This window comes from Pseudonocardia sp. ICBG162 (assembly GCF_020496225.1).
Taxonomy (GTDB): Bacteria; Actinomycetota; Actinomycetes; order Mycobacteriales; family Pseudonocardiaceae; genus Pseudonocardia; species Pseudonocardia alni.
Genome location: NZ_JAHLJD010000031.1, coordinates 914,841 through 939,622, shown reverse-complemented (window position 1 = coordinate 939,622; position 24,782 = coordinate 914,841). Strand labels below are relative to the sequence as shown.

At 74.9% G+C, this 24,782-nt stretch carries 25 protein-coding genes; 13 read left to right on the top strand and 12 right to left on the bottom strand.

What is annotated here, in order from left to right; translation table 11 throughout:
* Nucleotides 1-10 precede the first annotated feature (10 nt).
* On the bottom strand, nucleotides 11-1,408 hold the full coding sequence (locus KPL60_RS29220) for an amidase (RefSeq protein ID WP_226367798.1): 1,398 nt from the start codon (nucleotides 1,406-1,408) through the stop codon (nucleotides 11-13).
* 100 nt (nucleotides 1,409-1,508) lie between these two features.
* Between KPL60_RS29220 and KPL60_RS29215 the strand changes: the two genes are divergently transcribed.
* From KPL60_RS29215 to KPL60_RS29200, 4 genes are all read left to right on the top strand, one after another.
* A complete protein-coding gene (locus KPL60_RS29215) occupies nucleotides 1,509-3,149 on the top strand; it encodes a sigma-54-dependent Fis family transcriptional regulator (protein WP_226367797.1) in 1,641 nt (546 codons plus the stop codon).
* A 114-nt stretch (nucleotides 3,150-3,263) separates the two neighbouring features.
* Entirely contained in the window at nucleotides 3,264-4,376 is a 1,113-nt protein-coding gene (locus KPL60_RS29210; RefSeq protein ID WP_226354089.1) for an NDMA-dependent alcohol dehydrogenase, read from the top strand.
* Complete coding sequence (locus KPL60_RS29205) at nucleotides 4,376-5,308, top strand: MoxR family ATPase (RefSeq protein ID WP_226354088.1); 933 nt, start codon at nucleotides 4,376-4,378, stop codon at nucleotides 5,306-5,308. The genes KPL60_RS29210 and KPL60_RS29205 overlap by 1 nt, the downstream gene beginning before the upstream one ends.
* Nucleotides 5,309-5,391: 83 nt before the next feature.
* Nucleotides 5,392-6,258: a VWA domain-containing protein gene (locus KPL60_RS29200; RefSeq protein WP_226354087.1), complete on the top strand. Its 867-nt coding sequence runs from the start codon at nucleotides 5,392-5,394 to the stop codon at nucleotides 6,256-6,258.
* A 14-nt stretch (nucleotides 6,259-6,272) separates the two neighbouring features.
* On the opposite strand, the gene KPL60_RS29195 is transcribed toward KPL60_RS29200, so the two are convergent.
* From KPL60_RS29195 to KPL60_RS29155, 9 genes are all read right to left on the bottom strand, one after another.
* Nucleotides 6,273-6,815 (bottom strand): DUF1345 domain-containing protein, encoded by a 543-nt coding sequence (locus KPL60_RS29195; RefSeq protein WP_226367796.1) that lies wholly within the window; start codon nucleotides 6,813-6,815, stop codon nucleotides 6,273-6,275.
* 226 nt (nucleotides 6,816-7,041) lie between these two features.
* A complete protein-coding gene (locus KPL60_RS29190) occupies nucleotides 7,042-7,971 on the bottom strand; it encodes an undecaprenyl-diphosphate phosphatase (RefSeq protein WP_226367795.1) in 930 nt (309 codons plus the stop codon).
* 129 nt (nucleotides 7,972-8,100) lie between these two features.
* Nucleotides 8,101-8,724 carry a DedA family protein gene (locus KPL60_RS29185; RefSeq protein WP_208822936.1) on the bottom strand — a complete coding sequence of 208 codons (624 nt, stop codon included), beginning with the start codon at nucleotides 8,722-8,724 and terminating at the stop codon, nucleotides 8,101-8,103.
* A gap of 278 nt (nucleotides 8,725-9,002) precedes the next feature.
* Nucleotides 9,003-9,761 (bottom strand): FAD:protein FMN transferase, encoded by a 759-nt coding sequence (locus KPL60_RS29180; RefSeq protein WP_226367794.1) that lies wholly within the window; start codon nucleotides 9,759-9,761, stop codon nucleotides 9,003-9,005.
* The gene (locus KPL60_RS29175) at nucleotides 9,758-10,225 is read right to left on the bottom strand and encodes an FMN-binding protein (protein WP_226354083.1); all 468 of its coding nucleotides are present in this window, start codon (nucleotides 10,223-10,225) and stop codon (nucleotides 9,758-9,760) included. The genes KPL60_RS29180 and KPL60_RS29175 overlap by 4 nt, the downstream gene beginning before the upstream one ends.
* 5 nt (nucleotides 10,226-10,230) lie before the next feature.
* On the bottom strand, nucleotides 10,231-11,646 hold the full coding sequence (locus tag KPL60_RS29170; protein WP_226367793.1) for a ferric reductase-like transmembrane domain-containing protein: 1,416 nt from the start codon (nucleotides 11,644-11,646) through the stop codon (nucleotides 10,231-10,233).
* Between the two features lie 23 nt (nucleotides 11,647-11,669).
* Nucleotides 11,670-13,106 carry a HAMP domain-containing sensor histidine kinase gene (locus KPL60_RS29165; protein ID WP_226354081.1) on the bottom strand — a complete coding sequence of 479 codons (1,437 nt, stop codon included), beginning with the start codon at nucleotides 13,104-13,106 and terminating at the stop codon, nucleotides 11,670-11,672.
* Nucleotides 13,103-13,801, bottom strand: a complete 699-nt coding sequence (locus KPL60_RS29160; RefSeq protein WP_255656658.1) for a response regulator transcription factor — start codon at nucleotides 13,799-13,801, stop codon at nucleotides 13,103-13,105. Before KPL60_RS29160 ends, KPL60_RS29165 begins: the two co-directional genes overlap by 4 nt.
* 12 nt (nucleotides 13,802-13,813) lie before the next feature.
* Nucleotides 13,814-15,205: a helix-turn-helix domain-containing protein gene (locus tag KPL60_RS29155; RefSeq protein ID WP_226354080.1), complete on the bottom strand. Its 1,392-nt coding sequence runs from the start codon at nucleotides 15,203-15,205 to the stop codon at nucleotides 13,814-13,816.
* A gap of 202 nt (nucleotides 15,206-15,407) precedes the next feature.
* On the opposite strand from KPL60_RS29155, the gene KPL60_RS29150 reads away from it, so the two are divergent.
* The 3 genes from KPL60_RS29150 to KPL60_RS29140 are packed head-to-tail and all read left to right on the top strand — an operon-like array spanning nucleotide 15,408 to nucleotide 18,162.
* Entirely contained in the window at nucleotides 15,408-16,424 is a 1,017-nt protein-coding gene (locus KPL60_RS29150) for an amidohydrolase family protein (protein WP_226354079.1), read from the top strand.
* The gene (locus KPL60_RS29145) at nucleotides 16,421-17,140 is read left to right on the top strand and encodes an iron-sulfur cluster assembly protein (RefSeq protein ID WP_226354078.1); all 720 of its coding nucleotides are present in this window, start codon (nucleotides 16,421-16,423) and stop codon (nucleotides 17,138-17,140) included. Before KPL60_RS29150 ends, KPL60_RS29145 begins: the two co-directional genes overlap by 4 nt.
* A complete protein-coding gene (locus KPL60_RS29140; protein ID WP_226367792.1) occupies nucleotides 17,137-18,162 on the top strand; it encodes an NAD(P)-dependent alcohol dehydrogenase in 1,026 nt (341 codons plus the stop codon). Before KPL60_RS29145 ends, KPL60_RS29140 begins: the two co-directional genes overlap by 4 nt.
* A gap of 164 nt (nucleotides 18,163-18,326) precedes the next feature.
* On the opposite strand, the gene KPL60_RS29135 is transcribed toward KPL60_RS29140, so the two are convergent.
* Nucleotides 18,327-18,788 carry a MarR family winged helix-turn-helix transcriptional regulator gene (locus KPL60_RS29135; protein ID WP_226354076.1) on the bottom strand — a complete coding sequence of 154 codons (462 nt, stop codon included), beginning with the start codon at nucleotides 18,786-18,788 and terminating at the stop codon, nucleotides 18,327-18,329.
* A 100-nt stretch (nucleotides 18,789-18,888) separates the two neighbouring features.
* On the opposite strand from KPL60_RS29135, the gene KPL60_RS29130 reads away from it, so the two are divergent.
* From KPL60_RS29130 to KPL60_RS29120, 3 genes are read left to right on the top strand one after another with little or no spacing between them, the layout of a single operon-like run.
* On the top strand, nucleotides 18,889-20,007 hold the full coding sequence (locus KPL60_RS29130) for an LLM class flavin-dependent oxidoreductase (RefSeq protein ID WP_226367791.1): 1,119 nt from the start codon (nucleotides 18,889-18,891) through the stop codon (nucleotides 20,005-20,007).
* Complete coding sequence (locus KPL60_RS29125; protein ID WP_226367790.1) at nucleotides 20,007-20,582, top strand: CE1759 family FMN reductase; 576 nt, start codon at nucleotides 20,007-20,009, stop codon at nucleotides 20,580-20,582. The genes KPL60_RS29130 and KPL60_RS29125 overlap by 1 nt, the downstream gene beginning before the upstream one ends.
* 5 nt (nucleotides 20,583-20,587) lie before the next feature.
* On the top strand, nucleotides 20,588-21,097 hold the full coding sequence (locus tag KPL60_RS29120) for a VOC family protein (RefSeq protein WP_226354073.1): 510 nt from the start codon (nucleotides 20,588-20,590) through the stop codon (nucleotides 21,095-21,097).
* 9 nt (nucleotides 21,098-21,106) lie between these two features.
* Here KPL60_RS29120 and KPL60_RS29115 read toward each other — a convergent pair whose 3' ends face one another.
* Nucleotides 21,107-21,691 (bottom strand): hypothetical protein, encoded by a 585-nt coding sequence (locus KPL60_RS29115; RefSeq protein ID WP_226367789.1) that lies wholly within the window; start codon nucleotides 21,689-21,691, stop codon nucleotides 21,107-21,109.
* A 44-nt stretch (nucleotides 21,692-21,735) separates the two neighbouring features.
* On the opposite strand from KPL60_RS29115, the gene KPL60_RS29110 reads away from it, so the two are divergent.
* From KPL60_RS29110 to KPL60_RS29100, 3 genes are read left to right on the top strand one after another with little or no spacing between them, the layout of a single operon-like run.
* Entirely contained in the window at nucleotides 21,736-22,635 is a 900-nt protein-coding gene (locus KPL60_RS29110; protein ID WP_226367788.1) for an alpha/beta fold hydrolase, read from the top strand.
* A gap of 31 nt (nucleotides 22,636-22,666) precedes the next feature.
* The gene (locus KPL60_RS29105) at nucleotides 22,667-23,224 is read left to right on the top strand and encodes a hypothetical protein (RefSeq protein WP_226367787.1); all 558 of its coding nucleotides are present in this window, start codon (nucleotides 22,667-22,669) and stop codon (nucleotides 23,222-23,224) included.
* A gap of 59 nt (nucleotides 23,225-23,283) precedes the next feature.
* Nucleotides 23,284-24,684 carry an IS1380 family transposase gene (locus KPL60_RS29100; RefSeq protein WP_226365313.1) on the top strand — a complete coding sequence of 467 codons (1,401 nt, stop codon included), beginning with the start codon at nucleotides 23,284-23,286 and terminating at the stop codon, nucleotides 24,682-24,684.
* Nucleotides 24,685-24,782 lie beyond the last annotated feature (98 nt).

Here is a 24,782-nt window from a genome sequence, read left to right as displayed (position 1 = left end):
CCCGGCCGGGTCAGTCCCGGATCCGCCGCCAGGGGCGGTCGGCCTCGATGGCGTACGCGAGCTCCAGCAGCGTCCGTTCGTCGCCGACCGTGCCCTCCAGGTGCACCCCCACCGGCAGCCCACCGGCCGTCGCCCCGGCGGGCAGCGCGACCGCGGGCGCCCCGGCGACGTTGGCCAGCGGGGTGAACGCCACGTAGTCGAGCAGCCGGGCGGTGAGCTGCTCGATCGGCACCGTCGGCGCGAGCCACCCGATCTCCGGCGGGGTGTGCGCGAGCACCGGGGAGAGCAGCACGTCGTGCCGGGTGAACAGCTCGGCGTGGGTGGCCGCGACCCGGCGCAGCCGGTGCAGGAACACCGGGGTGCGGGCCAGCGCGCGACGGTAGTGGTCGGCCAGGCCGTGGGTCAGGCCGTCGAGGCGGTGCGGGTCGAAGGTGCGCCCGTGCAGCAGCCGCCCGCCGGTGACCACGGAGAACGCGAGCAGCCCCCAGTAGTCGAGGAAGTCGTCGACGAACCGGGTCCCCACCCCGGTGACGGCCTCGGACACCTCGTGGCCCTGCTTGGCGAGCAGCTCCGCGACGGCGGTGACGGTCTCGCGGGTGTCGGCGTCGACGGCCGCGCCGGTGGGGGACTCCAGCAGCAGCCCGACCCGCAGGCGTCGCCGGGCGGGGCCCTCGACCAGGCCCAGCGGGGGCAGCGCCGGGTTGCGGCGCCCGCGGTCGGCGGCGCCGAGGAACACCGCGGTGTCGCGCACCGAGCGGGACACCACGCCGTCGGCGACGAGGTCGATCGGCATCCGGGTCCCGGTCGCGTTCGGCGCCAGCCGCCCCCTCGACGGCTTGAGCCCGACCAGCCCGCAGGCCGCGGCCGGGATGCGGATCGAGCCGCCGCCGTCGTTGGCGTGGGCCAGCGGCACCACCCCGGCGGCGACGAGCGCGGCCGCCCCGCCCGACGACGCGCCGGCCGAGAAGCGCGGGTCCCACGGGTTGCGGGTCGGCTCGGCGTCGGCGAACTCGGTGGAGGCGTTCAGGCCGTACTCCGGCATCCGGGTCGTGCCCAGCAGGTCCAGCCCGCACGCGAGCAGCTGCCGGGCCACCTCGGCGTGCTCGCGCGACGGGGCCGGGACGAACGCCCGGGTGCCGTGGCCCGCGGGCCAGCCCCGGACCTCGACGTTGTCCTTGACCAGCGTCGGCACCCCGGCCAGCGGGCCGCCGGCGTCCCCGGTGACGGGGTCGGCGGTGCGGTCCAGGGCGAGTCCGTGCAGGTGCGGCTCGACCCGGGCGGCGCGCGCGGCGACGGCGGCGCGCAGCTCGGCGGGCGCGACCTCACGGCGGCGCAGCCGCTCGGCGAGGGCGACGGCGTCGTCGTCGCCCAGGGCGTCGTCGGTGAACGCGTGCACGCGTCGGTCCATGTCGGACGATCCTGCACCCCGCCCGCCCGCACACGACCGGGGACCCGGCCGGGCGCGGGTAGTGTCGCCTCCGTCACCACGGTCACGGAAGGTGTGCGCCATGGGTTTCGACGGAGCCGTCGGCCGATCCGCCCCGGGGGGCGTGCGCGAGCACATCGCCTCGTCCTGGCGGCGTGCGCGGCTGGCGGGCATCGACCCGGAGGGCGCCGACCGGCCGGAGGTCGCGGAGGTCGACCGGGTCGGCCGGCTCGCCGTCGCCGCGGAGCCGGTGCTGCGGGCGCTGGCGGCCGAGCTCGCCGGTGAGCCGTTCTCGGTGCAGCTCGCCGACCGCGACTGCCGGATCCTCGACATCTGGTGCGACGACCGCACCCTCGACTCGGCCTTCGACGACATCGGCCTGGTGGTCGGGGCGGCCGCCGACGAGCAGGTGCTGGGGACCAACGGGATCGGCACGGCCGCCGAGACCGGCCGCGGCATCGCGGTCCACGGCGAGGAGCACTTCCTGGCCGGGCTCAAGGGCGTCAGCTGCTTCGGCCACCCGATCCGGCACCCGCTGCGCGGCCGCACCGAGGGCGTCCTCGACATCACCGTCGTCGGCGGGCGCGCCCACCCGCTGTTCGCGCCGCTGCTCTCGCGTGCCGCCCGGGACATCGAGGAGCGGATCGTCGAGACCGCCCGCGACGGCGACCGCAGGCTGTTCCTCGCCTTCCAGGAGGCCACCCGGCGGCGCTCGTCGCCGATCGCGGTCCTCGGCTCGGACGTGGTGCTGACCAACCGCAGCGCCGTCACCGTGCTGGGCGAGGGCGGGATGGACCTGCTTGCGACGCTGCGGACCGAGGTCGTCGAGAACGGCCCGCTGACCCGGGTGCTGGAGGCGCCCGACGGCGCCGGGATCCGGGTGCGGGCCGAGACCGTCGCGGACACCGCGGACGGCGTGCTGTTCCACCTCGTCCCGGTCCGTGCGGCGCCGCGCGAGCCGGTCCGCCGCACCGCGCGGCCGGTCCCCACCGGGCGCTCGGTGCTGGTCGCGGGCGAGCCCGGGACCGGGCGCAGCACCGAGGCGGCCCGGCTGCTCGGCATCGCCGACCCGGTCGTGCTGGCGGCCACCGACGCCCTCACCGGACCGTCCCGGGACTGGGCGGCCCGGCTGTCCGCGCTGGTCGGGGAGGGGGTGCCCGCGGTCGTCGTCGACGACGTGGAGGTCCTGCCCGAGGAGCTCTGCGCCGTGCTCCGCCCGCTGCTCGACGCCGGCCCGACCCGTCTCGTGCTCACCTGCGGCCCGGTCGGGGAGCTGCCCGTCCCGGCGGCGCGGCTGGTCGCCCGGTGCGCGAGCCGCATCGAGCTCGCGCCGCTGCGCGAACGCCGCGACGAGCTGCCCGGTCTGGTCGCCGACGTCGCCGCGCGGGTCCGGCCGGGCCGGGAGCTGATCCTGACCCGGTCCGCGGTCGCGGCGCTGTCCGCGTACGCCTGGCCGGGCAACCTCACCGAGCTGACCCGGGTTGTGACCGAGCTGGCGCACCTGCCCGGGACCCGCCGGATCGACGTCGACGACCTGCCGGAGCACCTGCGGCCCGGCCCGCGGACCACCCGGCTCGGCGGCCGGGAGCGCGCCGAACGGGTCGCGATCCAGCACGCCCTGACGGTCGCGGGCGGCAACAAGCGCGAGGCCGCGCGGGCGCTCGGGATCAGCCGCACCACCCTGTACCGCCGGATGCGCGCGCTCGACGTGGCGGAGGCGTAGCGCCGCCCGGGTATGAGGCAGTGCGCACGTGTCCACATGTGGAACACGCCACACCCCCGCGGGTGGGACAGGATCGGGACGACACCGACGTCACCAGCGCAGAGGAGCGTGCCCGTGAAGACCAAGGCAGCAGTCGTCTACGAGGCCGGCAAGCCGATCGAGATCGAGGAGCTCGAGCTCGACGGGCCGCAGCAGGGTGAGGTCCTCATCCGCTACACCCACGCCGGGCTGTGCCACTCCGACGTCCACATCGCGCACGGCGACCTCGAGGCGCGCCTGCCGATGGTCCTCGGGCACGAGGGCGCCGGGATCATCGAGGACGTCGGCCCGGGTGTCACCCGGGTGAAGCCGGGCGATCACGTCGTCTGCTCGTTCATCCCCAACTGCGGGGTCTGCCGCTGGTGCGCGACCGGGCAGCAGGCCATCTGCGACATGGGCGCGACCATCCTCGAGGGCTACCTGCCGGGCGAGCGCTTCCCCTTCACCGGGCCGAAGGGCCAGTACGGCGCGATGTGCATGCTGGGCACGTTCTCCCAGTACTCCACGATCCACCAGAACTCGGTGGTCAAGGTCGACGACGACCTCCCGCTGGACAAGGCCGTGCTCGTCGGCTGCGGCGTGCCCACCGGGTGGGGCTCCGCGGTCAACGCGGCGAAGGTCGAGCCGGGCGACACGGTGATCGTCGCCGGCGTCGGCGGCATCGGCATCAACGCCGTCCAGGGCGCCCGCTACGCCGGCGCGAAGAACCTCATCGCCGTCGACCCGCTGGCCAACAAGCGCGAGAAGGCGATGGAGCTCGGCGCCACGCACGCCGTCGCCACCGCCGCCGAGGCCGGTGACCTGGCCCGCGCGATGACCAACGGCAACGGCGCGGACAAGACGATCGTCACCGCGGGCATCGTGACCGAGGAGATCGTCACCGGCGCGTTCGAGAACACCGGCAAGGGCGGCACCGTCGTGCTGACCGGCCTGAACAAGCTCTCGACGACCAACGTCCAGCTGCCGGGCTCGATCCTGACGCTGTTCAAGAAGACGGTGAAGGGCTCGCTGTTCGGCGACTGCAACCCGACCGTCGACATCCCCAAGATCCTCGGCCTCTACCAGAGCGGGGACCTGAAGCTCGACGAGATCATCACGCGGACCTACACCCTCGAGCAGGTCAACGAGGGCTACGACGACCTGCTCGCGGGCAAGAACGTCCGCGGCGTCCTCGTCCACGAGCACTGATGGGGTCTGTCACGAACCCCGCGGGACCGGCTGCGGCCGGCCCCGCGGGGACCCCCGTCGTCGGCCGCGGCCGGGAGGTCGAGCTCCTCGTCGCGGCGCTGGAGGCCGGCGCCCACGTCGTCCTGGAGGGCCCGCCGGGCACCGGGAAGACGACGCTGCTGCGGTCGGTGGCCGAGGAGGCCGAGCTCCCGTTCGTGTTCGTCGAGGGCAACGCCGAGCTCACCCCGGCCCGGCTGGTCGGGCACTTCGACCCGGCCCAGGTGCTGGAGCGCGGCTACAACCCCGAGACCTTCGTCGACGGCCCGCTGGCCGAGGCGCTGCGCTCCGGTGCCCTGCTCTACGTCGAGGAGATCAACCGGATCCCGGAGGAGACCCTCAACGTCCTCATCACCGTGATGAGCGAGGGCGAGCTGCACGTTCCCCGGCTCGGCCGGATCACCGCGCACGGCGGCTTCCGGCTGGTCGCCGCGATGAACCCGTTCGACGCCGTCGGCACCGCCCGGATCTCCTCCGCCGTCTACGACCGGGTCTGCCGGATCGCGATGGGCTACCAGACCGCCGGGGACGAGACCGCGGTCGTCGCGCTGCGCGGCCCCGCGGTCGACGAGCAGTGGCGGGCCAAGGTCGTCTCCCTGGTCCGCCGGACCCGGGAGCACCCGGACGTGCACGTCGGCTCCTCGGTACGCGGGGCGATCGACATCGTCCGCATCACCACGGCGCTGGCCGCCCGGCGCGGCCGGAAGACCACCGACTGGCGGGCCGGGCTGGACGCGGCGCTGGTCGCGCTGTCCGGCCGGATCCGGCTCACGGAGTCCGGCTCCCGCAGCGCCGAGGACATCGTCCGCGAGCTGTACACGGCCGAGTTCGGCCGGGAACCCGCCGAGGACGCCGACGAGGCACCGGACGGCGGTGATGCGTCGGGGGGAGCCTGAGCCCGCCACCGGCGGGCGGTCCCCGGCCCGCGGACGGCTCCACCCGTCCGTCCCGGCCGCGTGCGCGCCCGGAGGACCGCACGGTGGCCCGCAGCTCCCTGGCGGGCCACCCGGGGTTCACCGAGATCTCGCCCGAGGTCGGGGTGCTCGACGTCGACGCGTTCGACGCCGCGCTGGCCGAGCGTCCCGACGAGACGCTGACGCTGCTCATCGACATGGGCAAGGCCACCGACGAGAAGCTGCGGGCGGCGGCCCGCAGGCTCGCCGGCCGGGTCGTGCTGGAGATCGGCCGCTCCGGCCGGGTCACCCGGCGCGGCATCGGCAGGCTGCGGGCGGTCCCGGCGGACCGCGGCGGCGACCTGGACCTGGACGCCTCGCTGGGCGCGGTCGCCGAGGCCCGCGCGGCGCGGCGACCGGTCGGGCTCGACGAGCTGACCGCGCGCACCTGGGCGCGGCCCGCGCTCGCGTTGTGCCTGGTGGTGGACGCGTCCGGGTCGATGGGCGGGGACCGGCTCGCCGCGGCGGCGCTGACCGCCGCGGCCTGCGCGTTCCGGGCGCCCGGTGACCACGCGGTGCTGTCGTTCGCGGCCGAGACCCAGGTCCTGCGCGACATCGGGTCCACCCGTCCGCCGTCGGCGGTCGTCGACCGGGTGCTGGGCCTGCGCGGGCACGGGGTGACCGCGCTGTCCGGTGCGTTGCGGGCGGCCACCGCGCAGCTGGAACGGACGCGGGCGGAGCGGCGGATCGTCGTGCTGCTCTCGGACTGCCGGGCCACCGACGACCACGACCCGGTCCCGGCGGCGCGGCGGGTCCCGGAGCTGCTGATCCTGGCTCCGGAGTCCGACCACGAGCAGGCGGCCGAGCTGGCCGCGCGCAGCAACGCGCGGTGGGCGCCGGTCGCCGGCCCGTCGGACGCACCGGGGGTGCTGCGGACCCTCCTGGGAGGCTGAGTTCCGCCCGGGACTCAGCCGCCCAGGACGTTCACGGCGCGGGAGACGACGAGCGCGATCGTCACCAGCGACACCAGCGCCTGGACGAGCATCAGCATCTTCGCCCACCGGCTCAGCGGCATCACGTCGGTGGGGCTGAACGCGGTGGCGTTGGTGAACGACAGGTACAGGTAGTCGGCGAAGCGGGGCTCCCAGTCGGCGTCGTGCGGGTCGGTGCTCTGCATCTGCACGAACAGGAAGTCCGCGGTGGGACGGCGGCCGTGCGCCCGCGCCGCCGGCCCGCCGCGGTCGAGCTGCCAGTACCAGACCGCGAACGCGATGATGTTGGTCAGCCAGATCGCCGCCCCACTGGCCAGCAGCGGGGCGGCCGAGCCGCCGGAGGAGCCGTCGAGGATCGCGGTGACCAGTAGTCCCGCCGACACCGCGTTCGCCACGCTCAGCAGCCCGACCAGGGCCAGCCCGAGGCCGCGCAGCAGCGCCGACTCGCGGTCCATCCGGGCCGGGCCGGCCACCGCGAGCACGACCAGCACCACCAGCTCAGCGACGGCAGCAGCCACCGCGACACCAGGGTGAGCTGGTCGGGCAGCAGCAGCTGCAGCCCGATCGCGACGACGATCGCCGCCGCGGCGGGCCACCGGTGTTCGCCGGGGGTGACCCGCTTCCAGGCGGGCACGATGCGGCGCCCGCCGTCGCCGAGCCGGTCCAGCTCGCGGCGGATGGCGTCCAGGGCGTGCCGGTGCGGGTCGGCCGACGGGTCGCTCATGACCACGATCCTGCTCCTCGTCAGCGGACGGTGAACCACAGCAGGCAGCCGAGCCCGGCGACCACGCAGTAGATCCCGAACGGGCGCAGCGAGCGGGTCTCGAAGCAGCGGGACAGGAACCGCACCGACAGGTACGCCCCGAGCCCGGACAGCAGGCTCCCCACCAGGATCTGCGGCCGGATGCCGTCCCCGAGCGGACCGGCGAGGTCGCCCAGCTTCAGCACGCCCGCGGCCAGGATGACCGGCGTCGCGAGCAGGAACGACAGCCGCGCCGCGTCGACGTGCGGGAGGCCCTTGAGCAGCCCGGCCGTCATCGCGGACCCCGACCGGCTGATCCCCGGGGCCAGCGCGGCGATCTGGGCCGCGCCGACGGTCACCACGTCACGCACGCGGAGCCGGGCGATGCGGTGGTCGGAGGCGACCTCGGTGGCGAGCAGCACCGTCCCCGGCTCGGCCCTGCCGCCGGCGGCCGTCGTCGCGGGGGCGGGTGCGGGGCGTCGCCGCAGGTGCTCGACGACCAGCAGGACGGCGCCGTTGAGCACGAGGAACAGCGCGGTCGGGACGGGCAGCGCCAGGTAGGTGCGGAAGACCCGGTCGAGTGCGAGCCCGGCCAGCCCGACGGGGACGGTCGCGAGCACCAGCAGCCAGGCCAGGCGCTGGTCGGGGTCGCGGACCTCGCGGCGGGCCACCGAGGTCACCAGCCCACGCACGATCCGCACCCAGTCGGCGCGGAAGTGCACGATCAGGGCCAGTGCCGTCGCCACGTGCAGCCCCACGACGAACGCCAGGTACGGCGACCGCGGTGCGCTCACGTCGAGGTCGGCCGCCCAGCTCCCGCCGACGACGGCGGGCAGCAGGATGCTGTGGCCGAGGCTGGAGACCGGGAACAGCTCGGCGACGCCCTGCATCGCCCCGATCACGATCGCCTCGGCCCAGGTCAACGTGCTCACCGCGTGGTCCTCTCCCGTGGTCCGGCCGTGCGTCCCGGACGGTGCTCGCCGGGGGTGGTCCGGGGTGTGGCGACACGCCGGGGGTGCCCCGGGACGTCGGGGACGTTCGGCGCGAGGGGGTCGACCCGGTCAGGACCGGGCGTCGGCGCGGCGTCGCGAGCCGGTGGCCCGCACGATCGCGGTGCGGCCGAGGACCAGGGTCAGCCCGACGGCGATCCCGCCGACGACGAGCAGCCAGGGCCGCGACTCCAGGTCGGTGGCGAGCCGGTCACCGGCCGCGTAGCCGATCCCGACGAGCACCGCGGCGCGTACCGCGGTGGTGGGGATGATCCAGGCCAGGAAGCGGCGGTAGCCGACCTTGGACAGCCCGGCCGCCAGGTAGGCCGGGATCGCACCGATGTCGACGAGCTTGGCGCCGATGACGATCCGCGGCAGGTGCGTGTGGACCTCGCGGGTCAGCACCTCGCGGCGCTCCTCGGTCAGGCCCAGCCGGTTCAGCACGCGGGCGACGGCCGGCCGGTCGCCGTTGCGGCCCAGCGCGTAGAGCGCGGTGTCCCCGACGACGTCGGCGACCAGCGCGGCCAGCCACACCCCCCACCAGGGCAGCTGACCGGCCCCGGCGAGCGCGGCGGCGGCGACGGTGACGATCGGACCCTCGAGGAACGCCCCGACCCCGATCACGAGGAGCGACCGGACGGGCGCAGCAGGGATCGCGGCCAGCAGTGCGGCCACGGTGTCCGCGAGTCCGAACACGAACGCCTCCCATCAGGTCCTACACCGAATGGTGCCCTGTGTGCCGCACCGGGCGGCGGGCGCCCCGCCGTCGTCGCACGACGCGGGCTCCTCGTCACCGGGTGTGACCGCGCCGTCGGCTGGCGGTGTCGAGGTCCGTGGCCGGGCCGGCCGCCGGGTCTCCCGGGGCGTCGTTGCCCGGCACATCGATCGTCCCACCGTCGGCCGGGATCGGCAGGCCCGGAGCACCCGCCACGGCCGTGAGCACGGCCACCGGTAGCGCCGGTCCGGTGAGCGCGTCACCCGTCCGGGTGGTGCGGGCCCGCGACGGCGACGGCGGCCCCGTCCCCGCCGACGACGAGCGCGGTGCGCCCGGCCCGGTGGGAGAGCCAGTCCGCGGCTCCGGACCCGAGCGCGTAGGCGGTCGTCGCGTCGACGTCGGCCCGGGTCAGCGACGCGTCGAGCACCGTCACCTGGGCCACCCCGCGCGGGACCCGGCCGGTGCGGCCGTCGACGAGGTGGTGTCCGCGGTGCGCGGTGCCGGAGGTGGCGACCGCGCCGTCGACGACGGGGACGGTCGCGACCAGCCGGCGTGGGTCGGCGGGGTCCTCGATCCCGATCCGCCAGGGTTCCCCGTCGTCGGCGGCGCGGGCCTGGAGGTCCCCGCCCGCGGCGAGGCACCAGCCGGTGTCGTCGAGGGCACGCAGGTGCCGGCAGGCACGTTCGACGGCCCAGCCCTTCACCACGCCGGAGGGGTCGCGCCGCCCGTGCGGCCGGACGGTGAACGCCCCGCCCGAGGAGCGGGCCGCGGCGTCGCCGATCGCGAGGACCTCGGCGACCTCGGCGGGTGCGTCGGCGACGGTGAGCTCACCGCGCCCGATCCGGGAGACCGCGGAGTCCGGGCGGTAGGTGCTGAACACGGCGTCGGCGTGACGCAGGTCGGCGACGACGGCGGCCCACGCGCCGCGGGCGGCGGCGTCGGCGGTGTGCCTGCCGCGCAGGGCCAGCGACACCGCCGTCCCCATGACGTGGTCGACGTGGCGGACGGGCGCGGTCACGACGGCAGCCCCGCCCGGTCCAGCGCGCTCTGCAGCGAGGTGACGTAGCCGTCGCTGGTGTAGGTCGCGCCGCTGACCATGTCGATGCCCGCGCCCTGCGCGGCGACGGTCTCGTCGACGAGCTGCGGGACCGCCATGGCGTTGATCCGCTGGTCCCTGCCGTCGCCGTCGGGGTACTCGGGCACGTCGACGGCGGTGATCCGTCCGCCGGCCACGGTGATCCGCACCTGCACCGGTCCGTACCGGGTCTGCGCGGCGTCCCCGGTGACGGTGGTCCCGCCGGAGGTCGCGGTCGTCGCGCCCGCGCCGGTCGTGGACGTCCCGGACGGGGCGGAGGTCCCGGAGGAGGTGGGCAGCGGTGTGGTGGTCGCGGCGGCTTCCGGGCCGGAGGTCGAGGTCCGGTACCCGAACAGCAGGGTGAGGGCGCTGAGCGTGGCCATGAGGCCGACGACGATGCGGCGCACGGGGGTCACCATCCGAAGTGTTCGACGTGGACGCGGTCGGCGGGGACGCCGCCCGCGGCGAGGGTGCGCACGACCAGGGCGGTCCACGGGGTGGGGCCGCAGACGTAGACGTCGCGGTGGGCCAGGTCCGGCACCCGGGCGCGCAGCGCGGCGAGGTCGTCGCCCGGGCCGACGGCGTGGCCGAGCCAGGAGTCGTCGCGACGACGGGGACCGGCGACGGGGACGAGCTCGCAGCGCCCGCCCGCCGACAGGGCGGTGAGCTCGCGGGCGAACAGGGGCTCGTCGGCGAAGCGGTGCACCAGGGTGATCCGTCCGGGGCCCGCCGGGTCGTGGACGAACTCCTCGACGAGCGCCCGCAGCGGTGTGATGCCCACCCCGGCGCCGATGAGCAGCACGTCCGGCGCGGTGCGGGCGTGCGCGGTCAGCCGTCCGAAGGGGCCCTCGACGAGGACCCGGGTCCCGGGACGCAGCCCGGCCACGGCGGCGCTGCCGTCGCCGAGGTCCTTGACGGTGATCCGCAGCGCGCGGCCGTCCGGTGCCGCCGACAGCGAGTACGGGTGGCCCCGGGTCCAGCCGCTGCCGGTCAGGAAGCGCCAGGTCAGGAACTGTCCGGCGCGGGCGCCGAGTGCGTGGAGCCGGTGCCCGGCCAGGTGCACGGACACGCTGCCGTCGCCCTCGGGCACGATCGCGGTGACCACGATCCGGTGCCGCACCGAGCGGGCCACCGGCAGCGCGACGCGCCAGAGGAGCACCGCGCCGAGTGCGGCGCCCCACAGCCCCCACCAGAACACGGTGCGCGCGGTCGAGGCGGTGAACTCCTGCCCGGTCCACAGCTGGTGCGGCAGCGCGAGCCCGGCGCCGAGGTAGGCGTAGAGGTGCAGCAGGTGCCAGGACTCGTAGCGCAGCCGTACCCGGGCGGCGCGCACGCTGGTCACGACGACCAGCACCAGGCAGGCGGTGCCCGCCGCGGCGAGCAGCATCCCGGGCGTGTCCCACGTGAGGTCCCACAGCGTGCCGGGGGTGGCGAACAGGTCCCCGGCGGCGTAGCCCCAGGTCACGAGCCCGATGTGGGCGAGCATCCCGGTGAACGACACGAACCCGACGGTGCGGTGGACGGCGGCGAGGCCGTCCTGGCCGAAGGCCCGCTCCAGCACCGGGACCCGGGCCATGAGCAGCACCTGCACCAGCAGCAGGACCGAGGCGACCAGCCCGGTCAGCCGGCCCGCCGAGGTGAGCCCGGACGCCCAGCCGCCCAGGTCGCGCAGCCCGCCGCCGGCCGCCCACCACCAGGTGACCGGCAGGAGCGCGGCCCAGAGCGCGATCCCGGACCCGAAACGGACCCGGGAGTCGAGCCGGGCGCGCCGGCCGGCGGGGGCGACCCGGGCGGGTGGGGGAGCGGGTCGGACGGCGAGGGTGGACATCGGCTCCCCGGGGGGCTCGGCGGTCAGGTACCTCCGAGGCTCGTCGCGTCCGGTGAGGTGTCGGCATGAGAAGGGTCGGAATCCGGTGAGAGCCGCCGCGCGCCGACGGTGAAGCCCACCGCGGCGCCACCGCCGGGCCGGTTGCCGGCGAAGACGGTGCCGTCGTGGGCGAGGGCGACGTCGCGCACGATCGCGAGTCCGAGCCCGGAGCCGGGCAGGGCGCGGGCGGCGTCGGCGCGGTGGAAGCGGTCGAAGATCCGCTCGGTCTCCCCGGTGTCGATGCCGGGGCCGCGGTCGGCGACCGTCACGGTCCCGCCCCGCACCTCCACCTCGACGACGTGGTCGGGGTCGGCGTCGAACTTCGCCGCGTTCTCGAGCAGGTTGCCCACGGCCCGCTCCAGCCCGGAGGCCCGCCCCCGCAGCAGGGGGGCGCCGCCGCCGTCGTCGTCGACGGTGATCGTGCGCCCGGTGCGCCGCCGGGTGCGCTCCACCGCCGCCCCGACGACGGCGGCGAGGTCCACCTCGGTCTCCGGCTCGTCGGTGCGCCGGGCCAGCGCCAGCTCGACCAGCTCCTCGACCAGCCGGGCCAGCTCCCGGGTCTCGCCGTCGATGTCGGCGACGAGCCGTTCGCGCGACTCCGGGGGGAGCCGGTCGATCCGGCGCAGCACGCTGGCGTTGGTGCGCAGGCTGGTCAGCGGGGTGCGCAGCTCGTGCGCCGCGTCCTGGACCAGGCGTTCCTGGGCGTCGCGGGCGTCGGCGAGGCGGCGCAGCATCGTGTTGACCGACGCCGAGAGCCGGGCGACCTCGTCGCGGCCCTCCACCGGCACGACGCGTTCGCCCAGCCCGGACTCGGCGACCTGCTCGGTGAGCGCGGTCAGCCGGACCAGGCGCCGGGTGATCCGGCTCGCGAGCAGCCGCCCCAGCACAGCGGCGACCAGCGCGACGAGGACCGAGGCCACCGCGATCTCCAGCGCGGTCCCGGCGAGGACCCGCCGGGAGCGGTCGACGTCGACGCCGACCTGCAGCGCCGAGCCGCCGACCGCGGTGGTGAGGACCCGGTAGGTCTGGTCACCGACCCGGACCTCGGTGCTCGTCGCCTCCCCGCCCATGGGGTCGGCGGCCAGTGCCCGGTCGGCCGCGGACACCGGGAGGTCGACCTCCCGTCCGCCGAGCGGGACGACGGTGCCGTCGGCGCCGATCCGCCGCCCGACGAGCTGGCGCGGGTCGTCCCAGTCGTGCATGCCGGGCCCCGGGCCGTCGGGGTCGGGCAGCTCGGCGACCGGCTCGCCGAGCACCGCGGTCTGTCCGCCGGCCAGCGCGGTCGTCGTGGCCTGCAGGCTGCGGTCGATCTCGTCGGAGATCCGGTCCGACGCCGAGCGGTAGCTGAGCACCCCGACCGTCGCGGCGACGACGGCGGCGACCACCGCGAACGCCACCGCGAGCCGGGTGCCGAGCGTCATCCGCGGCGCACCGTGTACCCCACCCCGCGCACGGTGTGGATCACCTCCCCGGCGCCCGCCGCGGCGAGCTTGCGCCGCAGGTAGCCGATGTAGACGGCGAGGTTCTTGGAGTCGGCGCCGAAGTCGTAGCCCCAGATCCGCTGGTAGACGCCCGCGTGGTCGAGCACGATGCCGACGTTGCGCACCAGCAGCTCCAGCAGGTCGAACTCGGTCTTGGTCAGGGTCAGCTCGGTGGCCTCCCACCAGGCGCGACGCGCGGCCGGGTCGAGCCGCAGCCCACCCGCGGCGAGGGCGCCGCCCCGCTCGTCGCCCGGCGGGGCGGCCCGGCGCAGCAGCGCGCGCAGCCGGGCCAGGAGCTCGTCGAGCTCGAAGGGCTTGGGCAGGTAGTCGTCGGCGCCGGCGTCCAGCCCGGCGACCCGGTCCGGGGTCTCGACGCGCGCGGTCAGCATCAGCACCGGGGTGCGGTCGCCGTCGGCGCGCAGCACACGGCACACCCCGAGGCCGTCGAGGCCGGGCATCATCACGTCGAGCACCAGCGCGTCGACGGGGTCACGGCGGACCCGGGTGAGGACCTCGACGCCGTCGGCGGCACCCACGACGGTGTAGCCCTCCAGCTCCAGGGCACGGGCGAGGGACTCCCGGATCGCGCGGTCGTCGTCGGCGACCAGGACCGTCTGCGGCACGTCACCGATCATGCCGCAACGGTCTCACCGGGAGGTCGTGATCCCGTAGCGCTGCACCCGCCGGTACGCCGTCGCGCGGCTGATGCCGAGCGTCTCCGCGGCCCGGGTGACGCTCATGCCGTGCTCGGTGAGGCAGCGGACCAGCTCGTCGCGCTCCAGCGACTCGATCCGGGTCAGCGAGCCCGACCGGGTCGCGAGCAGCTCCGGGGGCAGGTGCCGCACGTCGACGAGGCTGCTGCGGGCGGCGGCGTCGCGCACGGTGCGGCGCAGCTGCTCGACGTTGCCGGGCCAGGAGTAGGTGCGCAGCGCGCGGGCGGCGGCGTCGGTGAAAGTGACGCCGTCGCGGGCGAGGTGCGCGGCGAGCACCGGCACGTCCTCGGGACGGTGGCGCAGCGCCGGCACCTCGACGACGACGTCGAGCAGCCGTGACAGCGCGTCCGGTATCCCGTCGACACCGCCCGCGGTGACGCTCAGCGACGCCCGCGGCAGCGACCGGACCAGCGCCGCCAGCCGGGTCGCGACGGGCGCGGGCAGCTCGTGCACCCGCCCCGCGATGACCGCGGTGTCGTCCTTGCCCAGCTCCGGGGACCACAGCGACAGCCAGGACACCGCGTCCTCGGCGGCCGGCGGGCGGGCGTGCAGCACCCGGTGCCGAGGGCGGACGGTGCGCAGGGCCGCGGCGAGCAGCGCGGACTTGCCCGCACCGGGCTCGCCGACCACCCCGACCCGGGCGCCGTCGCGCAGCGCGTCGCGGACCTCGTCGAGCGCGGCGGCCCAGGCCGGGCCGAGCGCCGCGGTCCCGCCGACGGGCTGCGGGGCGACCCGGAAGACCTCGCCGCGCGGCGCGCGCCGGGGGCTCGCGCCGCGTCCGTGCGCGAGCATCAGCGCCGAGGTCTGCCCGGCGGCGGTGCGCGCCAGCGCGAGCAGCAGACCGTCGGAGCGCTGCGACCAGGTGGTGAGGTTGATGCTGCCGAGCAGCGACCCGTCGACGGGGTCGAGCACCGGGGCCGCCGCGCAGGTGTAGCCCCACAGCCCGGTGCAGTAGTGCTCGTCCCCGCGGACCAGCGACGGGACCCGGTCGGCCAGGGCCAGACCGAGCCCGGTGGTCCCCGCCTCCCGCTCGCCGAAGGCGAACCCGGGCGCGAGGTAGGTGCGGTCCAGCGCGTCGAGCAGGGCGCGCTCGTCGCACAGCCGGGAGACGACGATGCCGTCGGCGTCGGTCAGCATCAGCGAGATCGGCTCGCCCGGCAGCCCCTCGTGCAGCCCGGCGAGCACCTCGCCGCCGCACCGGGCGAACAGCGAGCCGTCGTCGACGGCGCCGGTGAACGCCGGGTCGACCGCCTCGGTGGGAGCGCCGTAGGTCTCGCTGCGCGCCCAGGACGCCGAGATCCGGGCCGGAGCCAGTGACTGCCCCATCGCGCGTACCTCCTCGTACCTGTTGCTCACGACCGTGTCACATCGGCGACGCCGTCGCGACGCCGTCTCGTCTCAGCTTGAGACGGTGATCACGACCGCCGGGGCGCCGCCGTTCCTACCGTCGCCGACGGACGCGGGATCCCCACCGGCCCGCGCAGTCGCGGGGTGCCCACCACCTCGCCGCGACCTGAGAGGGACGACGATGTACTCGAAGAACGGTGAGTCCTACTTCATCGTGGACGCCCACGTGGCGCTCTGGGACGCACGCCCGGAGAACCAGCGCAACATCCACGGCAAGCAGTTCATCGACTGCTTCTACGACTACCACCGCAACCTGAGCCCCGAGTCCGAGGTCTGGCCCTACGAGGACTACCTCTACCAGGGCGGCGAGCGGCTGATGAAGGACCTGTTCACCGACGGCCACGTCGACCACGCCGTCTTCCAGCCCGCCCACCTCGGCGAGTTCTACACCGCCGGGTTCGGCCGGACCGAGGAGGCGTTCGCCCTCGCGCAGGCCCACCCGGACAAGCTGACCTACAACCACAACTGGGACCCGCGCAACGGCGAGCAGGGCCTGCGGCAGCTGCGCGAGGACGCGAAGCGCTTCGGCCTGAAGGGCGCGAAGCTCTACACCGCGGAGTGGCACGGCGAGTCCCGCGGCTGGAAGCTCGACGACTACTGGTCCTACAAGTACTTCGAGGCGGCCCAGGAGCTGGGCATCCGCAACATCCACATCCACAAGGGCCCCACCATCCGCCCGCTGGACCGCGACGCGTTCGACGTCGCCGACGTGGACAAGGCCGCCACCGACTTCACCGACCTGAACTTCGTCATCGAGCACTGCGGCCTGCCGCGCCTCGAGGACTTCTGCTGGATCGCCACCCAGGAGCCGAACGTGCACGCCGGCCTGGCCGTCGCGATGCCGTTCATCCACACCCGGCCCAAGTACTTCGGCCAGATCATCGGTGAGCTCCTGTACTGGCTGGGCGAGGACCGCATCCAGTTCTCCAGCGACTACGCGATCTGGACCCCGCGCTGGCTGGTCGAGCGCTTCGTGGACTTCGAGATCCCGGACGAGCTGTCCGAGTACGCGCCGCTGACCACCGCCCAGAAGAAGAAGATCCTGGGTCTCAACGCCGCGGCGATGTACGACATCGAGGTCCCCGCCGAGCTGCGGCTGCGCGACGAGACCCCGACCGAGGTCCCGGTGGCGTCGTGAGCGCCCCCGCCCTCGCCCGCACCTCGCGTGCGGACCAGGCGTTCCGGGCGCTCGACGCCGTCGTCGACCCCGAGCTGGACGAGCCGATCACCGACCTGGAGTTCGTCCGCTCCCTCGACGTCGACGGCGACCGGGTCACCGTGCACCTGCGCCTGCCCACCGCGTTCTGCGCGCCGAACTTCGCGTACCTGATGTGCTCGGACGCGAAGGACGTGCTCACCGCGCTGGACTGGACCGGTGAGGTCGTGGTCGAGCTCGACGACCACCACGACTCCGACCTCATCAACGCCGGGCTGGCCGCCGACGCCGGCTACAAGGGCACCTTCCGGCACGAGGCCGAGTCCGACCTCGACGAGCTGCGCGAGACCTTCCGGCGCAAGGCGCACACCGCCGCGATGGAGCGCTCGCTCACCGGGCTGCTGCGGGTCGACCCGGACCGGACGCCCGAGTCGCTGCACGGCGTCACGCTGGCCGACCTGCCCGCGGGCCCGGCCACCGACGCCCTGCTGCGCCGCCGCGCGGCGATCGGCCTGCCCACCGGCGGCGACCGGCCGGTCCTGGTCGGCCACGACGGCGTCCCGTACCCGGCCGAGCAGGTCCCGCTGAAGCTGCGGATGGCCCGCTCGGTGCGGATCTCCATCGAGGGCAACGCCCACTTCTGCCGCGGGCTCCTGAAGACCCGCTACCCCGAGTCCGTGAAGGGATCCGTGTCGTGAGAGCAGTACAGGTGGTCGGCTACCACCGGCCGATGGAGCTGACCGAGGTCCCGAAGCCGGAGGTCGTCGACCCGTTCGACGTCGTCGTCCGGATCGGCGGGGCCGGGGTGTGCCGCACCGACCTGCACGTCCTCGAGGGGCAGTGGGCGGAGAAGTCGCAGGTCGCGCTGCCCTACACGATCGGCCACGAGAACGCGGGCTGGGTCGAGTCCGTGGGGTCGGCCGTGACCCACGTCCGCGAGGGCGACGGCGTCATCCTGCACCCGCTCGCCACCTGCGGCCTGTGCCGCGCCTGCCGCTCCGGCGACGACGTGCACTGCACCGCCTCGGCGTTCCCGGGCATCGACACCCACGGCGGCTACGCGGAGTACCTGCGCACCTCGGCGCGCAGCGTCGTGAAGCTGGACCCGTCGCTGCAGCCCGCCGACGTCGCCGCCCTCGCCGACGCCGGCCTCACCGCCTACCACGCCGCGGCCAAGGCCTCACGCCGGCTGGGCCCGCGCGACACCTGCGTCGTCATCGGGGCGGGCGGGCTCGGCCACATCGGCATCCAGGTGTTGAAGGCGCTGACCCCGGCCCGGCTGGTCGTGCTCGACCGCAACCCGGACGCGGTGAAGCTGGCGCTGGAGATCGGCGCCGACGACGGGATCGTCGCCGACGGCGGGCAGGTCGAGGAGGTCCTGTCGCTCACCGGCGGGAACGGCGCCGAGGCCGTCATCGACTTCGTCGGCGAGGGCGGCTCCACCGCCCAGGGCCTGGCGATGACGCGGCGGGCCGGGGACTACCACGTCGTCGGCTACGGCGAGAACGTCGACGTCCCGACGATCGACCTGATCTCGGCCGAGGTGAACGTGGTCGGCAACCTGGTCGGGTCCTACAACGACCTGTGCGACCTGATGGAGCTGGCCGCCCGCGGCCGGGTCACGCTGCACACCAGCACCTACGCCCTGGACGACTTCCAGTCCGCGCTCGACGACCTCGACGCCGGGAAGGTCAGGGGCCGCGCCATCCTGGTGCCCTGACCTGCTGTTCTATTCGTGGTCACGCTCACGACGGCCCGTACCGGCGACGCCCGGTGCGGGCCGTCGCGCGTTCCGCGGAACGCGCCGGGCGGACGTCGCGGGGGGCCGGGTCGCGTTCCGCGGAACGCGACCGGGCGGTGTCGTGGGCCGGTGCCGCGGGCCGGTCAGGCGGGGTCGCGGCCGTCGAGCCGGGCCTGCACCGCGGCGGTGATCCGGGTCAGCGCGGCCACGTCGTCGTCGGACAGCGCGTCGAAGACCAGCTCCCGCACGGTGTCCACGTGCCCCGGCGCCGCGGCCTCGATCGCCGCCCGGCCCGCCCCGGTGAGCACGACGTAGTTGCCGCGGCCGTCGTCGTCGCACTCCTCGCGGGCGACCAGGCCGCGCTTCTGCATCCGGGCCAGGTGGTGGGAGAGCCTGCTCTTCTCCCACTCCAGCGATGTCGCCAGCTCCAGCACCCGGCACCGTTCGTCGGGCCGGTCGGTCAGCGCCACCAGCACGTCGAAGTCGGTGATCGAGAGCCCCGACCCGGCCTGCAGCCGCCGGTGCAGCTCGCCCTGCAGGCGCGCCTGCATCCGGAGCAGCCCTCGCCAGGCCGCCTGCTCGCGCTCGTCCAGCCACCGTGTCACGGGGCCCACCCTACCGGAATAGTTGACGCATCACCTATGTTGCTGCACGATGTAGATGACGGATCAACCAACGGTCCGTCGACGAGCAGAGGAGGAAGCCGTGCAGTTCGGAGTCTTCACGGTCAGCGACATCACGCCGGACCCGACGACCGGCCGCACGCCGACCGAGGCCCAGCGGATCCAGGACGTCCTGACCATCGCGAAGCACGCGGAGCAGGTCGGGCTCGACGTCTTCGCGATCGGCGAGCACCACAACCCGCCGTTCTTCTCCTCGTCGCCGACCACCACGCTCGGCTACCTCGCGGGCGTCACCGAGACCCTGCAGCTGTCCACCTCGACCACGCTGATCACCACGAACGACCCGGTGAAGATCGCCGAGGACTTCGCGATGCTGCAGCACGTGGCCGGGGGCCGCGTCGACCTCATACTCGGCCGCGGCAACACCGGCCCGGTCTACCCGTGGTTCGGCCAGGACATCCGCCAGGGCCTGAACCTGGCGGTCGAGAACTACGCGCTGCTGCGGAAGCTGTGGGACACCGAGGTCGTCGACTGGGAGGGGCACTTCCGTACCCCGCTGCAGGGCTTCACCTCGACCCCGCGCCCGCTCGACGGCGTCGCACCGTTCGTGTGGCACGGCTCGATCCGCAGCCCCGAGATCGCCGAGCAGGCCGCGTACTACGGCGACGGCTTCTTCCACAACCACATCTTCTGGCCGGCGTCGCACACCAAGCGGATGGTCGAGTTCTACCGCAAGCGCTGGGAGCACCACGGTCACGGACCGGCCGAGCGCGCGATCGTCGGCCTCGGTGGCCAGGTGTTCATGCGCCACAACAGCCAGGACGCGGTGCGCGAGTTCCGGCCGTACTTCGACAACGCCCCGGTCTACGGGCACGGGCCCTCCCTGGAGGACTTCACCCGCGAGACCCCGCTGACCGTCGGCAGCCCGCAGCAGGTCATCGAGCGGACGCTCGGCTTCCGCGACTACGTCGGCGACTACCAGCGTCAGCTGTTCCTCATCGACCACGCTGGCCTGCCGCTGAAGACCGTGCTGGAGCAGCTCGACCTGCTGGGCGAGGAGGTCGTGCCGGTGCTGCGCACGGAGTTCGCCGCGCTGCGCGCGCCCGGTGTGCCGGACGCGCCGACCCACGCCTCGCTGGTCGCCGCCCGCGACGCCGCGGGCACCGGCAGCACCGGGACGCAGGAGAAGGAGGTCGCGTGATGACCGCCCGCAGGATCGTCGTGCTCAGCGCCGGGCTGTCGACGCCGTCGTCGACCCGGCTGCTGGCCGACCGGGGCGAGCGGGCCGAGGTGCAGGTCGTGGAGCTGCGCGAGCACGCCCGCGACCTCGCCGACCACCTGGTCGCCGGCTTCCCGAACACCGCGCTGGCGCCGGTGCTGGAGTCGGTGGCCGCGGCGGACGCCGTCGTCGCCGTGACGCCGATCTTCTCGGCGTCCTACAGCGGGCTGTTCAAGACCTTCGTCGACGTCCTGGACCGCGACGCGCTCACCGGCACCCCGGTGCTGCTCGCCGCGACCGGCGGCACGGCGCGGCACTCGCTGGCCCTGGAGCACGCGATGCGCCCGCTGTTCGCGTACCTGCGGGCCGCGACGGTCCCGACCGCGGTGTTCGCCGCGCCCGAGGACTGGGGCGCGACCGAGGTGGGCACCACGCTGGAGGGCCGCGTCGCGCGGGCCGCCGGTGAGCTGGCGTCCGCCGTCGCGGCCCGGCCCGCCACCACCCGCACCGACGCGTTCGACGACGTCCCCGACTTCACCGCACTGCTGAAGGGCTGACCACCATGACCGACACCGGCACCCCCACCGACACCACCGCCCTCGACGCCGCCCGCGACCGCATCCGCTCCGCCCACCTGAAGCCCGCGGGGGAGCGGCCGGCCTCGACCGCCCGCGGCCTGCACCACACCGCCCTGGTGAGCTCGGACGTCGAGCGGACCGTGCGCTTCTACCAGGACGTCCTCGGCTTCCCGCTCACCGAGCTGATCGAGAACCGGGACTACCCGGGGTCCTCGCACTTCTTCTTCGACATCGGCAACGGGAACCTGCTCGCGTTCTTCGACTTCCCGGGCCTCGACGTCGGCCCCTACGCCGAGGTCCTCGGCGGGCTGCACCACATGGCGATCAGCGTCGAGCCGCAGCGGTGGGACGAGCTCGTCGCGCGGCTCACCGAGGCCGGGGTGGAGCACGAGGTGCACTCCGGTGTCTCGGTCTACTTCCGCGACCCCGACGGCGCCCGCATCGAGCTCATCGCCGACCCGCTGGGGGAGATGTACGGTCAGCACGTGCTGTGAGCGGGGTGCTCACCGGCGGACGCTGACGTGGACGTGGTCGAAGTGCCCGCCGGTGGCGTCCTCCGGGTCGTAGACCCCGCCGCCGTTGTACGGCCGCCCCCAGTTCTCCCGGCCCTCCCCGGAGTCCCCGGTGCCGCGGTACCAGATCCGGCCCTGCCAGATCACGTACCGGACCCGCAGCTCGGAGGCGTTGTCGCGGGCCCAGTTCGCGACCGCCCAGCCGTCCTCCAGGTCCTGCCCGGCGGGGAACTCGCCGTAGCGGGCGGGGAAGGCGTCGCACGCCCGGCCCGCGGGGTGGTCGCTCGACGGGTTCCACGCGTGCTCCGACCAGCACGTGACCGCCCGCACCGGCGCCCCCGGGCCCGGCTCGCCGAACCGCCCGACGAGGGCGTCGTGCAGGCGCAGCGCGGACGGGGTGAGGCAGCCCGACGTCGTCGGGTCCGGCTGGTCGCACTGCTCCGGAGGGGGCGGGTCGACCAGGTCGCGCAGGTCGTCGGAGGTGAACCCGCGGCTTCCGGCGAACCAGGCCAGACCGCCGGCGAGCAGGGCCAGCACGAGGAGCACGCCCAGCACGGGGGCGACGCGGGTCTTCACGGGGGCTTCGTCCGTTCTGTCGGAGTGCTTCCCACGGTACGGCGATGAGTCCGGTGCCCGCCGACGGTCGACACCACGACACCACCCGCGAGGAGGCACCCATGACCGTCGTGACCACGGATCTGCTCGACCGCCCGGACGCCCGCATCACCTTCGACGTCCGCGGCACCGGCCCGCTGCTCGTGCTCGTCGGCTCGCCGATGGGTGCCGAGGGCTTCGGCCCGCTCGCCGACGCGATGGCCGACGACCACACCGTCGTCACGTTCGACCCGCGCGGCACCGGCCGCAGCCCCGCCGACGACCCGGACACCGACTCCACCGTCGCGCTGCGGGCGGCGGACCTCGCCGCGCTGGTCGAGCACGTCGGCGGCGCCCCGGTCACCCTGTTCGGCTCCAGCGGCGGGGCGGTGGTGTCGCTCGCGCTGGCACAGGAGCGCCCCGAGCTGGTGGGGGTCGTCGTCGCGCACGAACCGCCGCTGGAGGAGCTGCTGCCCGACGCGGCGGAGCACCGCGCGGCGACCGAGCAGATCATCGGCACCTACCGGGAGCAGGGCGCCGCCGCGGCCTGGGCGCTGTTCCTGGCGTCGGCCGGGCTGCCGGGCGCGGCACCCGACGACGCCGCGCAGAGCGCGGCCGACGACGCCGGGCTCCCCGCGACCGACGGCGACGCGACCGCGCAGCAGGCCGCCGACGAACGGCACTTCTTCCTGCACGAGATGCGCGAGACGGTCCGGTGGCGTCCGGACCCGCAGCGACTGCGCGGGCGGCGGGTCGTCGTCGGCATCGGGTCCGCCTCGGCCGGGCAGATCTGCGACCGGACCTCCCGCGCGCTGGCCGCGGAGCTGGGCCGGGACCCGGAGCCGTTCCCCGGCGGGCACGTCGGATGGCTGGAGGACCCGGCCGGTTTCGTCGCCCGGCTGCGGGAGGTGCTGGCGCGCACCTGACAGCGGCCGCGCGGTTCGGCAGGATGGCGCGGTGATCAGCACGACCGCTGCGGGCGACGCCGTCCGTGCCCGGCCCGACTCCGAGCGTCGCCGCCGGGCCCGGGCCGCCCTGCACGACCTGCTCCCGCAGCTGTCCCGGGAGGCGGTCGCCGCGCTCGGCGCGGTCGAGGCGGCGGGGTTCCTCGCCCGCACCGAACGCTGGTACGCCGACGCGCACCTGCCGCTGGACGCGCTCTACGGCGCCGTCGCCGACCCGGGCGGGCTGACCGCCCGGCTGGTGCGCGCCGCGCTGGCCGCCGCGGCCGCCCGCCCGCAGGCGCTGCGCGAGCTCGACCGTCGCCGCGAGGTCGACGGCGACTGGTTCCAGGACCCCCGCACCGTCGGCTACGTCGCCTACACCGACCGCTTCGCGGGCACCCTGCGCGGCATCCGCACCCGCCTGGACCACCTGTCCGACCTGGGCGTGCGGTACCTGCACCTGATGCCACTGCTCAAGCCGCGCGACGGTGAGAACGACGGCGGTTACGCCTGGATCCACCGCAGGTATGCGCCGGTAGGGGCGGGTCGTGACACACGAATGCCCTTCTGAGCTGGGAAGATGTGCTTACCACGGCAACATCGATCCCTGCAGAGAAGGGCATCCGCTGGATGCGACTATCCCACGCCTGCCGCGCGATCAGCGTGCGCTTCGATGATCCGAATCTCGTGTCGTGTGTCGGGCTGGTCCCGGTCATGGCGCTGGCCGCCAGGTGCGGGCTGCGGTCCCTGCTGGCCGAGACGTTGACCCTGACCGGGACGGGCGCCGCGAACGCGGCCGCGAAGATCACCGCGCTGATCGGCGGGATGGTCGCCGGGGCGGACTCGATCACCGACATGGACATGCTGCGCCACGGCGGCATGGGCCGGGTGTTCGACCAGGTGCGGGCTCCATCGACGCTGGGGACGTTCCTGCGCCGGTTCACCTTCGGTCACGTCCGCCAACTCGACGCCGTCGCCGCGCGCCTGCTGGCTCGGCTCGCCGCGGCGACCCCGCTGCTGAGGAGCGCCGATCAGGTCGCCTACCTCGATCTGGATGACACGGTGCGCCGCACCTACGGGTACGCCAAGCAGGGCGCCGGACGCGGCTACACCGGGGTGAAAGGGTTGAACGCGCTGCTCGCGGTGCTGTCCGCCCCGGCCGCGGCGCCGGTGATCGCGGCGACCCGGCTGCGGCGCGGCGCGACGAACTCCGCCCGCGGCGCGCCCCGGCTGCTGGCCGAAGCGCTGGGCACTGCACGCCGGATCGGTGCCGGCAGCGCCCGCCACGCGATGCTGCTGGTCCGCGCGGACTCGGCCTACTACGGCCACGACATCATCAACACCTGCCGCCGCGCCGGAGCCCGGTTCTCGGTCACCGCCCGACTCACCAAGACCGTGACCAGGGCGATCAGCAGCATCGACGACGATGCGTGGACCGCGATCCGCTACCCGAACGCGATCTACGACCAGGACGAGCAACGCTGGATCTCCGACGCCGAGGTCGCCGAAGTGTCGTTCACCGCGTTCACCGGCCGCCGCAAGGCAGACCACGTCACCGCCCGGCTGATCGTGCGCCGCGTGCGGCGTCTCAACCCCCGCACCGTCACGGCCGGGCAGTCGGAGATGTTCGCGGTCTACCGCTACCACGCGGTGTTCACCGACACCCCCGAGCCGATGCTGGCGGCGGAGGCCACCCACCGTGACCACGCCATCATCGAGCAGGTCATCGCCGAACTGAAGAACGGCCCGCTCGCCCACCTGCCCTCCGGGGTGTTCACCGCGAACGCCGCCTGGCTGGTCTGCGCCGCGATCTCCCATAACCTCACCCGCGCCGCCGGTGCCCTGGCCGGCGGCCGGCATGCCCGTGAACGCGCCGCGAGCCTGCGCCGACGACTCATCGTCACCCCCGCCCGGGTCGCGCACTCCGCGCACCAACAGGTAGTCCACCTCCCCCGGGACTGGCCCTGGGAACCCGGCTTGGACGAACTGTTCCGCCGCGCTCTGCACGACCCCCTCCCCGCAGCGTCCTGACCACCCCCCACCAGGGCCGACCGGAGAACACCAGTGGAACAGCCGGACAGTCCGGCGGCTCACCCGCGCCCCGGCACCACTACCAGTCCCAAAAGATC